Origin of the sequence: Halomonas qinghailakensis, assembly GCF_025820815.1 — a bacterium.
GTDB lineage: Bacteria > Pseudomonadota > Gammaproteobacteria > Pseudomonadales > Halomonadaceae > Vreelandella > Vreelandella qaidamensis.
Map to the genome: position 1 here is coordinate 1,626,722 of NZ_CP096973.1, position 12,484 is coordinate 1,639,205.

General features: G+C 49.7%; 10 protein-coding genes. 4 read left to right on the top strand and 6 right to left on the bottom strand.

Annotated elements, in window-relative coordinates; all coding sequences use genetic code 11:
* Window positions 1–141: 141 nt before the first annotated feature.
* The 4 genes from gyrB to dnaA all read right to left on the bottom strand — a co-directional run bounded on the left by gyrB (window position 142) and on the right by dnaA (window position 6,437).
* Window positions 142–2,562, bottom strand: a complete 2,421-nt coding sequence (gyrB, locus tag M0220_RS07670; protein ID WP_030071665.1) for a DNA topoisomerase (ATP-hydrolyzing) subunit B — start codon at window positions 2,560–2,562, stop codon at window positions 142–144.
* A gap of 39 nt (window positions 2,563–2,601) precedes the next feature.
* Window positions 2,602–3,705 (bottom strand): DNA replication/repair protein RecF, encoded by a 1,104-nt coding sequence (gene recF / locus M0220_RS07675; RefSeq protein WP_264019059.1) that lies wholly within the window; start codon window positions 3,703–3,705, stop codon window positions 2,602–2,604.
* A 105-nt stretch (window positions 3,706–3,810) separates the two neighbouring features.
* The gene (gene dnaN / locus M0220_RS07680; RefSeq protein ID WP_264019060.1) at window positions 3,811–4,914 is read right to left on the bottom strand and encodes a DNA polymerase III subunit beta; all 1,104 of its coding nucleotides are present in this window, start codon (window positions 4,912–4,914) and stop codon (window positions 3,811–3,813) included.
* A 56-nt stretch (window positions 4,915–4,970) separates the two neighbouring features.
* Window positions 4,971–6,437: a chromosomal replication initiator protein DnaA gene (gene dnaA, locus M0220_RS07685; protein WP_030071658.1), complete on the bottom strand. Its 1,467-nt coding sequence runs from the start codon at window positions 6,435–6,437 to the stop codon at window positions 4,971–4,973.
* A gap of 534 nt (window positions 6,438–6,971) precedes the next feature.
* Between dnaA and rpmH the strand changes: the two genes are divergently transcribed.
* The 4 genes from rpmH to mnmE all read left to right on the top strand — a co-directional run bounded on the left by rpmH (window position 6,972) and on the right by mnmE (window position 10,808).
* Window positions 6,972–7,106: a 50S ribosomal protein L34 gene (rpmH, locus tag M0220_RS07690; RefSeq protein WP_009723348.1), complete on the top strand. Its 135-nt coding sequence runs from the start codon at window positions 6,972–6,974 to the stop codon at window positions 7,104–7,106.
* A 13-nt stretch (window positions 7,107–7,119) separates the two neighbouring features.
* Complete coding sequence (gene rnpA, locus M0220_RS07695; RefSeq protein WP_030071655.1) at window positions 7,120–7,521, top strand: ribonuclease P protein component; 402 nt, start codon at window positions 7,120–7,122, stop codon at window positions 7,519–7,521.
* Between the two features lie 129 nt (window positions 7,522–7,650).
* On the top strand, window positions 7,651–9,336 hold the full coding sequence (gene yidC, locus M0220_RS07700) for a membrane protein insertase YidC (protein WP_030071653.1): 1,686 nt from the start codon (window positions 7,651–7,653) through the stop codon (window positions 9,334–9,336).
* Window positions 9,337–9,437: 101 nt separating this feature from the next.
* On the top strand, window positions 9,438–10,808 hold the full coding sequence (mnmE, locus tag M0220_RS07705; RefSeq protein ID WP_264019061.1) for a tRNA uridine-5-carboxymethylaminomethyl(34) synthesis GTPase MnmE: 1,371 nt from the start codon (window positions 9,438–9,440) through the stop codon (window positions 10,806–10,808).
* A 38-nt stretch (window positions 10,809–10,846) separates the two neighbouring features.
* Here the strand turns inward: mnmE and M0220_RS07710 are convergent, their stop codons facing one another.
* A complete protein-coding gene (locus M0220_RS07710) occupies window positions 10,847–11,692 on the bottom strand; it encodes a 23S rRNA (adenine(2030)-N(6))-methyltransferase RlmJ (RefSeq protein ID WP_264019062.1) in 846 nt (281 codons plus the stop codon).
* A gap of 83 nt (window positions 11,693–11,775) precedes the next feature.
* Entirely contained in the window at window positions 11,776–12,456 is a 681-nt protein-coding gene (locus tag M0220_RS07715) for an OmpA family protein (RefSeq protein WP_030071646.1), read from the bottom strand.
* Between the last annotated feature and the right edge of the window lie 28 nt (window positions 12,457–12,484).

A 12,484-nucleotide genomic window follows, 5' to 3' on the forward strand; every position in this document is an offset into this window, starting at 1 on the left:
TCCTATCTTATTTTCTCGATAGCAACGAAAAAACGCCGCTCCTTTTTAATAGGAGCGGCGTTTCGTTTTTCATCTACTGACGTTATAAATGCCTATCCAGCAACGTTCATGTTTCACGTGAAACGTTTATGGGCAAACACATTAGACATCAAGATTAGCGACTAGCGCATTCGTCTCAATAAATTCACGACGAGGTTCCACTTCATCACCCATCAACGTGTTGAACATCATATCAGCAGCAACCGCATCTTCGATGGTCACTCGCAGCATACGACGGCTGTCAGGATCCATAGTGGTTTCCCACAGCTGATCAGGGTTCATTTCCCCTAGCCCTTTGTAGCGCTGGAAGGACAGTCCACGCTGGCCCTCTTGCATCAACCAAGCTAGCACTTCAGAGAAGTGTGAAACCGGTTTTTGACGCTCCCCACGGGCAATGTAGGCACCCTCTTCAAGCAACCCGTTTAAGGTCTCGCCAAGGCCTGTAATGGACCGGTAGTCAGTGCTTTCAAAGAAATCCAATCCCCACACATATTCAGTAGTAACACCGTGGGCAATCAATGACACTGCTGGCAAGTGCAAACCACGCTCGCTATCTTCCTGCAGATAGAACTGGTAACGCGGACCGCCTTCATACGCCACCATGTCATCCATTGCTTTCTGCAACTCAGCAATCCAGTTTTCCATGGTAATGCGGTCTTTGAGACTTACTTCACCCTGGAGTGCTGTTGCATGCACAACCTGTCTGAGCACCTCGATGGGATAAACACGAGCCAGTCGATCAATTCGTTTCATCACATTTCGGTATTGAGTAACCAGTGCCTCTAGCTGTGAACCGGTAATACCTGGCGCATCCGCGTTGACATATAACCCTGCTCCATCCAACGCCGTGGTGGTCAGATAGTCAGTCATTGCTTGTTCATCTTTCAGGTAGAGCTCTTGCTTGCCCCGCTTAATTTTATAAAGCGGAGGTTGAGCAATAAAGATATGTCCGCGCTCAATCAGTTCAGGCATCTGACGGAAAAAGAACGTTAACAACAATGTGCGAATGTGCGAACCATCAACATCGGCATCCGTCATAATAATGACAGAATGGTAACGTAACTTGTCAGGATTAAACTCTTCGCGACCGATACCGCAGCCTAACGCTGTAATCAGAGTGCCAACTTCTGCTGATGACAGCATCTTATCGAAGCGCGCTTTCTCAACGTTGAGTATTTTACCTTTGAGCGGCAAAATTGCCTGGGTGCGACGATCACGCCCCTGCTTAGCACTACCGCCAGCCGAGTCGCCCTCTACCAGATAAAGCTCAGATTGGCTTGGGTCTTTCTCTTGGCAATCGGCAAGTTTGCCCGGTAACCCAGCGATATCGAGCGCGCCTTTACGACGCGTCATATCACGCGCTTTACGAGCAGCTTCTCGTGCCCGTGCAGCGTCTAGCATTTTATTAACGATCGATTTAGCTTCGTTAGGCTTCTCAATCAAATAGTCAGCAAATAGGCGACCCATTTCCTGCTCAACCGCAGTCTTCACTTCACTGGAAACTAATTTATCTTTGGTTTGAGACGAAAATTTCGGATCAGGAACTTTAACAGAAATAATTGCGGTCAAGCCTTCACGAGCATCGTCGCCCGACGTGTTGACCTTAGATTTTTTTAACAGCCCCTGTGCTTCGATGTAATGATTTAACGTACGTGTTAGCGCTGCACGGAAACCAGCTAAGTGAGTACCGCCATCCCGCTGGGGAATATTATTGGTGTAGCAGAAAATGTTTTCCGTGAAGGCATCGCTCCACTGCATCGCGACTTCCACTTCGACACCATCTTCACGCACCGCATTAAAATGAAACACAGGATTTAGAACGGTTTTGTTCTTATTCAAGTGATCAACAAATGCTTTCAAACCGCCTTCATAGTGGAACAACTCCTCTTTGCCACTGCGTTCGTCCATTAAACGAATAGCAACGCCGGAGTTTAAAAATGAGAGTTCACGTAAGCGTTTGGCGAGAATATCGTAGTGAAACTCGATATTTGCAAACGTGTTAGGTGAAGGACGAAAGTGCACACGGGTGCCACTCTTTTCGGTTTTACCTACTACGCCTAACGGTGCCTGAGGCACGCCATGGTGATAGACCTGCTCAAACACTTCACCTTGACGCCAGATGGTCAAACGCAGCTCTTCTGAAAGCGCGTTAACGACCGACACGCCTACACCATGTAAGCCGCCTGATACTTTATATGAATTATCGTCGAACTTACCGCCTGCGTGCAGCACTGTCATAATAACTTCTGCTGCCGAAACGCCTTCGCCTTCATGTAGCTCGGTAGGAACCCCACGGCCATTATCACTCACCGTTATTGATTCATCCGGGTGGATAACCACACGAATTTCACTACAGTGACCTGCCAGAGCTTCATCGATGGAGTTATCCACCAGCTCGAAAACCATGTGGTGCAGCCCGGTGCCATCGTCGGTATCGCCGATATACATGCCTGGGCGCTTGCGCACTGCGTCTAGCCCTTTGAGCACCTTAATGCTTGATGAATCGTAAGCCTGCTCGCTCATTGACCACTCCGTCGTGAAGTCTGTCTCGTTCCATGTCGTCTACCCGTCCGGTAGTAATTGGCTTAACCCTTGATCGGCGTGTTTCACGTGAAACATTCCAACCTCTGTTGAGGGTTCCCATATACCACGAAGCGCGGAGGGTTCGACGCTAGTAATAAATGCCTGACACTGCATCTTTTCAAGTAAATTACAAAATCTATCTCGGTACGTGCTATCGAGCTCTGCTGGCAGATCATCGATTAAATAAATGCAGTGCCGCTGTGTGGTACTTTCCAGAAGCCGCCCCTGGGCAAGCTTTAATGCACTAACCACCAATTTTTGCTGGCCTCTGGAAAGGATCTCAACTGCAGGCTGTTTGTTTAATCTAATTCGTAAATCAGCACGCTGTGGGCCCTGCTGTGTAAAGCCCATCTGCTGATCCGCTTGGCGACTATCATATAGCACGTCAGCAAGTCCACGCTGCTTATCCCAGCCTCGAGCATAACGCAGCGTTAAACCTGGCAAAGAAATCAACTCATTAAGGGTTTTATCAAATACTGGCAAGAACTCACTGAACCACGCCTGCCTGAGCATATCCATTCGCTCGCCCCAGATCGCTAACTCTTGCTCCCATACTGCTATTTCACTTGGCTCTATTCTACCACGCCTAAGAAGCGCATTCCGATGTTTCACCGCTCTGCGCGTTCGCTTCCACGCGTCAAGAAAGCAGTGTTTCACGTGAAACACCCCCCAATCGAGAAACTCTCTTCGACCCGCAGGAGCTCCTTCAAGTAAGCGGAAGGCATCTGGATTTATTACCTGAAGAGGCATCGCTTCAACCAGCTCCGCTAAGCGAACGCCTTTCTCTCCTCTAAGACGCAGCTCCAGCTCGCGCTGAGCACGCATTCTCCTTACCCCTAGCGTTACCTCAGGATCGCCTGTTAAACGTCCGTACAGCGTCATATAGGGCACTTCATTCTGTATCGCATGCTTTAGTTGGCGAGTGCGGAAAGAGCGTCCCATCCCTAAAATGTGAATACCTTCTAACAGACTGGTTTTACCGCTGCCATTATTGCCATAGATCACATTAATACGTGAAGAAGGACGCATTTCTAATGGCGCGAGATTACGCACGCCCTGAAAGTTGAGCTGCTTCACACTCATTAGCAGTTACCATCCAATAAGACCATATCACTTGTCATCCGTATTAAACGCGAAAACGGCGCTTCTGCTATCAGAAGCGCCGCCCTTATTAGTTATTGAAAGTAATTATAAGCGCATCGGCATAACAACATAGAGCGCATCGCCGCCACCAGGCTCCTCTAGCAATGCACTGCTGTTGGGGTCTGCAAGGGTAATCTGTACACGATCTTCATCTAGGACCGACAGTACATCCACTAAGTAACCAACATTAAAGCCAACTTCCATGGCGCCACCGTTGTACTCAACGGACACGTTCTCTTCGGCTTCTTCCTGCTCAGGGTTATTAGCCATTACCTTAAGATTGTTTTCCTCAAGATACAGGCGTACACCGCGATATTTTTCATTAGAAAGAATAGCTGTACGTGAAAGCACCTGACGCAATTCAGCACGTTCAGCAATCAGTACTTTATCGCCATTACGAGGCACAACACGCTCATAGTCAGGGAACTTGCCGTCAATCAGCTTAGAGGTAAACGTAAAGTCACCTGTATGAGCCCGTACATGGGTTGAACCCAAGGTGAGGCTGACAGGTTCATCACTGTCATCCAATAGGCGGGAAAGCTCTAAAATGCCTTTACGCGGCACAATTAGCTTTTGTGCTTGATCTACAGCAACATCAATTGGACGTGAGCACATAGCTAAGCGGTGCCCATCAGTTGCTACGGTGCGTAATAAATTGCTTTGAATTTCAAGCAACATACCGTTTAGATAATACCGTACATCTTGCTGAGCCATTGCAAAAGACGTTGACTCAATCAAGTGCTTCAATGTGCCACGAGGCACACTAAGCTCTTGACTACCATCCGCATCTTCAATATTCGGAAATTCGGCAACAGGTAGCGTCGATAGGGTAAAACGCGAACGACCACTGCGCAGCACAGCTCGTCCCTCTTCTACCGCTAGCTGGATCTCCGCCTGATCAGGCAGCGATTTACAGATATCCATCAGCTTACGCGCAGGCACCGTGGCAGCACCTTCTTGATCTACTTGGCTAGCCACAGTACGGCCTATTAGTTCTACTTCTAAATCGGTACCGGTTAATGCTACATGATCCCCTTCTACTTGGATCAGTACATTAGAAAGTACTGGCAGCGTTTGGCGCCGTTCGACTACGCCCGCCACCAGAGTCAGCGGGCGAAGCAGTGCCTCTCGGGAAATAGTAAATTTCATCGGTACTCCGGTTTCTATCCTGAAAGGCCCGCCAGTGCAGGCCCAAACGATAACGGTTAACTAGTTAGCAGGCGAAGAAGGTTCTTATAATCTTCACGAATATCCGCATTCTCTTCTTGCAGCGCTTTTACCTTACGACAAGCATGCAACACAGTCGTATGATCACGGCCACCAAAGGCATCGCCTATTTCCGGCAGACTATGATTCGTCAACTCTTTCGCTAACGCCATAGCAACTTGCCGCGGCCGCGCAACGGAACGTGAGCGACGCTTAGACAGCAAATCAGCGACTTTAATTTTGTAATATTCAGCGACCGTTCTCTGAATATTATCAACGCCTACCTGCTTATCTTGTAACGCTAATAGGTCTTTAAGCGATTCGCGAATAAAGTCCTGGGTAATGGTTTTACCCATAAAATGTGAGTCTGCAATGACTTTTTTCAGCGCCCCCTCAAGCTCGCGAACGTTCGAGCGAATTTTCTGCGCAATAAAAAAAGCAGCGTCGTGCGGGAGATCGACTTTTGCTTGATCTGCTTTTTTCATCAAAATCGCTACACGGGTTTCAAGCTCCGGTGGCTCAATCGCAACGGTCAGCCCCCAGCCAAAGCGAGACTTTAATCGTTCTTCAACGCCGCTAATCTCTTTTGGATAGCGGTCAGAGGTTAGGATCATCTGCTGCCCGCCCTCTAACAGTGCGTTAAAAGTATGGAAAAACTCTTCCTGGGAACGCTCTTTGCCAGCAAAAAACTGAATATCATCAATTAATAGCGCATCAACACTGCGATAAAAACGCTTGAAGTCGTTGATCGCATTTAACTGTAATGCTTTCACCATATCAGCGACAAAACGCTCGGAGTGTAGATAAACCACACGAGCATTTTCACGGCGGCCAGCTAAAGCATTACCTACGGCATGCATCAAGTGTGTTTTACCTAAACCAACGCCCCCGTATAAAAACAGCGGGTTATACGCGCCGCCAGGGTTTTCGGAAACTTGACGAGAAGCCGCACGAGCAAGTTGGTTCGATTTACCTTCAACAAATGTGTCAAAAGTAAAATTAGGATTAAGGCCGCTACCATGTTTAAGGCTGCCCTCAACCTGTACCTGGCGTTCATTACCGCGCCGACCCGATGACTCTTCCCGTAACTTATCGATTTCTCGCTCATCAGCAAGGTCTCCCCTTGGCAGTGTATGAACCGCAGGCGATGCTTGCCTTGAAGGAGATGCTGAGACCGGATTACCTAAATCTCTCGGCTGCGGAGCAGGTGCTGCGACACGGCGGCTGCCTACTGTCAAACTGACTTTGGGAGGCTTGGATGGCGCAAGTTCGCGCATCAGTTCACTGATACGCTTTGAATACTTATCACTCACCCAGTCGCGCACAAAGCGATTCGGCGCCAACAAGCGAAGCTCATTGGTCTCTCCTTCTTCTGCCTGCAGCGGACGTATCCAGGTATTGAACTGCTGTGAATTCAGTTCGTCCTGCAGGTAGTCCAGGCACTGTTGCCAAAGCGCGAGTGACACTCATCTCACCATCGGTTGAAAACGGCCGACCATTGTAGCGCCCAACGGAGCGGTTATCCACACGCACTCAAGCCTCTTTTTGCCCTGTGGACAACTACTCATGAGATATAGGGAAAAGCTGGTAATCGATCAAGCACAAACCTGTTTTGATGTATTTTATAACCTGTTGAGCACACCTAATTAACAGTTTATTTAAGGCTTATCCGAAGGTTATGCACAGATTTTTTATGATTTTAAGCTATTGATAAAAATAAGCTAAAATAGCTTATCCACAATTAGTATCCCCACTATTAATAACAGTAGGTTTTAAATAACTCCCTTAGTAATAATAGATTCATAGTAGGAAGCAATGCTAAACGTATACAAACAACCGCCATTGCCTTTTTCATGCTTTTTATGCAAGGAAAAATTGCACCTGACGCGGGAAGTCTCTACAATTTCCGGTCTTGAATTAAAACTCCCCGGCTAGTTCCTCACTGGACCGGGTATTTTGGAATTCACTTTCCGTCCTAAACCACGTGGGAATAACGAGTTATGAAACGCACTTTTCAACCCAGCGTTCTCAAGCGCAAGCGCGCGCATGGCTTCCGTGCTCGTATGGCAACCAAAAATGGCCGTGCTGTTATTGCACGCCGTCGCGCCAAAGGCCGCAAGCGTCTGAGCGCCTGATCTCGGATTGCGTGTGCCGCATCAAGGCTTTCCCCGGTGCTTACGTTTGCTAAACGCTGGGGATTTTAGTCACGTGTTTGAACAAGCAGACCTAAAGGTTCATGGCAAAGGTATGATGGCGTTAGCGCGTTTGAGTACCCGGGGTCACCCCCGCGTTGGACTGGTGGTCAGCAAAAAAAATGTGAAGCTCGCTGTTGATCGCAACCGCTTTAAGCGACTTGTTAGAGAGTCTGTTCGTCTCCGCCAAGATCACTTGCCCTCTGTGGATATTGTGATATTGGCAAAACGCGGCGTTCAAGATATCGACAACGAAACGCTTACACGCCAGTTAAATGGCATGTGGAAACGGCTTCAGAGAGACGCACAGGCGGTGTCTGTATCTTCCCCGCCTAATGGCGTAACACGTGACGCTTGACGACACACCTCGCCGCTCGACCTCGGCCTGCCGCCTGGCAGGCTTTCGTGTGTCATGGGTCGAGTAAATGAGGTCGAGTAGATGACACTGCGCCATTAGCATGTTCACCACCCATCGGGCAGAACCCTCATGGACGTAAAACGACTTTTATTACTGATTCCACTGGCAGTACTTGCCTATCTATTGGTTGTACAGTGGAATCAGGATTATGGGCAAACAAGCGTCGATTCGACGCCTGAGATTACCCAAAGCAGCAACGGCTCACCTATCAATAGTAATGATAGTGATGATTTATCGGTGCCAAGCTCGTCAGCTCCTCAGAATGCCATTAGTGAAGGTATGCCTGGGGAAATGGAAAGCAACGCATCAAGCCGAGACTTTATTGCTGTTACAACCGATGTTCTCGACGTGCGTATTGACCCGCACGGTGGCGATATCGTGTACGCCGCCCTACCGCAGCATAAGTTAACGCTGGACTCAGATCGTAACTACGTATTGCTTTCTGATAACTCATCACGCAGCTACGTCGCCCGTTCAGGTCTTCAACTGGACGGTCAGGCTAGCCGCATTGCCTTCACGCCCGAGCGTACCGAGTACCGCTTAGGTAACAATGAAGAGCAGCTAAGTGTTGATTTAACAGCGGAAGTTAACGGCGTCGAAGTTATTAAGCGCCTGACGTTTGAACGCGGCAACTACGCGGTCAACGTTAGCTACTATTTAGCTAATAACACCGAATCACCGGTTAGCGCACGCTTTATAGGTCAACTTGCCCGCGATAACAGCCCCGATCCCTCTAGTGGCGTTGCCATGGGCATGAATTCCTATCTTGGGGCTGCTTACTCTACTCCAGACGCACGGTATGAAAAGATCGACTTTGATGCTATTCAGAGCCGTAACTTTGAAAACCGTGAAGCTCAAGGTGGTTGGATTGCCATTATCCAACACTACTTTGTGTCTGCCTGGGCGCCTGCTCAGGATCAGCAAAACCTTTACTATGTCACTACCGATTCACGTGATCGTAATGTCGTAGCATTTGCTGGCCCCACGAGCAGTGTGGCCGCTAATGGCGAGGCAACGCTAAGCGCAACGCTGTACATGGGGCCCAAAGTTCAAGATTACCTTGAGCAAGTTGCTCCCAACTTACGCTTAACCGTCGATTATGGTTGGCTGTGGTTTATCGCCAACCCGCTGTTCTGGTTGCTGGACAAGATCCACGACATCGTTGGCAACTGGGGTTGGTCGATTGTCTTACTGACCGTACTAGTGAAATTGGTGCTGTTCCCGCTATCTGCTAAAGCCTACAAGTCAATGGCGCGCATGCGTAAGCTTGGTCCGGAAATGCAGCGTCTCAAAGAGATGTATGGCGATGATCGCCAGAAAATGTCTCAAGAGATGATGAAGTTCTACCAGAAGGAAAAGATTAATCCTTTGGGTGGCTGTTTACCGATCCTTGTCCAGATGCCAGTGTTCATTGCCCTTTATTGGATGCTGCTTGAATCTGTTGAACTGCGCCATGCACCGTTCATATTCTGGATTCAAGATTTGTCAGTGAAAGATCCGTACTTTATCTTGCCAATTCTGATGGGGATCTCGATGTTCGTTCAGCAGATGCTGAACCCAACACCGCCCGATCCCATGCAGGCGAAGATTATGAAGATGTTGCCGATTATCTTCACCTTCTTCTTCTTGTGGTTCCCAGCAGGTCTAGTTATCTACTGGGTCGTCAACAACATCATCTCGGTGGCGCAGCAGTACCTCATTACGCGTAATATTGAGAATGATCCGAACGTCGGCAAAGGGTTGCGAACCAAGTAACACGCACCCTTCTCCTACTCCCAGACCCCCGCCTTAGCGGGGGTCTGGCGTTTTAGGATGAACAACGCGACAATCTTCGCCATACACCAACGAGAAGCGCCATGGCCGACCGACTTTACACCCAAGACACCATTACCGCTCTAGCAACGCCTCCTGGCCGCGGCGGTGTTGGCATTATTCGCGTGTCAGGTCCTGCCTGCCACGATATTGCCACCGCCATACTTGGCCACTGCCCTTCCCCTCGTTACGCTCACTATGGCCCGTTTCACGCCGCTGAGAGCATTATTGATGAAGGCATAGCCCTACTGTTCAACGGGCCCCACTCATTTACCGGCGAGGACGTGCTTGAACTGCAAGGACATGGCGGGCCAATCATTATGGATATGCTGCTTGAACGCTGCCTACAGCTTGGTGCACGTCTAGCACGCCCGGGTGAATTTTCAGAACGAGCCTTTCTAAACGACAAGTTGGATCTGGCCCAGGCCGAAGCCATTGCCGATCTGATAGATGCCACTTCCCGTTCCGCTGCCGAAAATGCGGTACGCTCGTTGCAGGGCGAGTTTTCCCAGCGCATCTCGGCATTAGTGGAACGCCTCATTGAGCTGCGGGTTTACGTCGAAGCGGCGATTGATTTCCCAGAGGAGGAAATCGACTTTTTAGCCGATGGCCACGTCGCCAACCGTTTAGATAGCGTTCAGCAAGCGCTGACAGCGGTACGCAAAGCCGCAGGCCAAGGGGCACTATTACGCGAAGGAATGAGTGTGGTGATTGCTGGACGACCTAATGCCGGTAAGTCTAGCTTGCTCAATGCACTGACCGAACAAGATACTGCCATTGTGACGGATATTGCTGGCACCACGCGTGACGTGCTGAGGGAATATATTCATATTGATGGCATGCCACTGCATATTATCGACACCGCAGGGTTACGCGATACTCCCGATGCCGTAGAGAAAATAGGCGTTGCCCGCGCTTGGGAAGAGATAGAAAAAGCCGACCGCGTGCTGCTATTGGTAGATGCCTCCACGACTGATGCGACCGATCCTATGACTATTTGGCCGGAATTTGTCGCCAGACTCCCCGATCAAACGCGTCTAACGCTAGTGCGAAATAAAATTGATACAAGTGCCGAACAAGCTGGCATTGATTTATCCACAACCACACCAACGATAAGGCTATCCGCGAAAACAGGTGTGGGTGTGGATAACTTAAAATCTCATTTAAAAGACATCATGGGATTTTCTGCGACTACTGAAGGACGATTCTCAGCCCGTCGTCGTCATTTAGACGCCTTAGACCGCGCCATGATTGCGCTGGAAACTGGACGCGCCCAGCTAGATGGCTACGGTGCAGGGGAATTGTTAGCCGAAGACTTGCGCGATGCTCAGCAGGCGTTAGGCGAAATTACCGGTGAATTTAGCGCTGACGACCTGCTCGGCGAAATCTTTGGCAGTTTTTGTATCGGGAAATAATCATCTGCTTCGGTCAATAACAGGCAGTGACTAACAAGCTATTCGCCTACCAGCCACTCTGATCGATAGTCACTGTCAGTGCCTAGCAGCGGCGTAAGGTGGCCCATTGCCGCCGCTAGACGCTCATCTAATCCCCAGGGCGGGTTAATCACCAGCATTCCACTACCGTACATGCCATGGCTCTGCTCGTTGGGCGTATAACGTTGAAGCTCACTGCGCCAAATTTTACGGATGCCACTTTCCCTCAAGCCATTTAGCAGCGAGTGGTGTTTGCCTGCTGGTAGCAATGGGTACCACACCAGTAACACCGCATGTCGCACTTTTGCCAAGCTATAAGCCACCGCATCAACCACCTCTAGATATTCCGCTTTACGTTCGTAGCTAGGGTCAATCAACACGCATAAACGCGGTGTTGCAACAGGCACTAGCCCACTCAAGCCTGCCAGGCCATCTCCATAGATTCGTTGCGCCTGAGGAGACAGCGACTGTGCGCTTAAGTGCTCATGCTCACCTGGGTGAAGCTCAAATAGCGTCAGGCGATCTTGCTCACGCAGCGGCTGAGAAAGCCACCACGGTGAACCAGGATAATGGGTTAGCTCGGAAGCATTGGGCTGGGCAGTGCCCAACGTGGTTAGCCAACTGTTTAGTAAAGGGTCCGTTAGCTGTCCACGTGCTTGCCATAGAGGCCAAATGCCCTCGCGGTACTCTTGAAGCCGCTGAGTCTCTTTGGTGTTAAGGGGATAAAGACCCCGTCCCGCATGAGTATCTACATATGTAATGGCAGTTTTTTTACGTAATAAATACTCAGCCACTGCGTAAAGCGTCAAATGTTTCTGCACATCGGCAAAGTTACCGGCATGGTAAGCGTGTTGGTAAGACAGCATAGTCGCTCGCTAACAGAGAATCGAAAAAAGCCCGCTATGTGAGCATAGCGGGCGTTTATCGGCAATGCCGAGGTTACAAATCGTTAGCGTTGGCCTTGTCCATCTCCCGTCGGAGTCAAGGTGATTTCAACGCGGCGGTTTTGTGCACGCCCCTGTTCAGAGTCATTACTAGCCACCGGCTGATTCGCACCGTATCCCCTAGTGTTTAATCGGGCAGATGAAACGCCATTTTGGCTAAGATAATTACCAACAGACTGGGCACGACGCTCAGATAGACGCTGGTTATAACTTGCATCACCTGTGCTATCGGTGTGGCCAGCAATGTTGACGCGAGTATCCTGATACTGGGTCAGTACATTCGCTACTTGGTTAAGTGAGTTACGTGCTTCGCTGGTAAGGTCGGCTGAGTCGAAACCAAAGGTAACGCCACTAGGCATATTAAGCACAATATCGTCACCACGACGGTCGATCTCAATGCGTGAGCCCTGGAGATTTTCACGCAGCTGTTGTTCCTGACGATCCATGTAAACGCCCACACCGGCACCCGCTGCCGCACCCACCGCCGCACCAATTAAGGCACGATCGCGACGGCTAGTACTGCCATCACCAGACAGCGCACCAGCAGCAGCGCCAATGGCAGCACCAATGCCAGATCCCATCGCCGTGCTAGAGCGCTGCGTCTGACCGCCATAAGGGTCTGAGGTAGCACAGCCAGCTAACAAAATGGCTGCCGCTAGCGGGGTCAGTAGTCGAGAAATACGCATCACTCACTCCTTGATAGTCTTCAGGGTA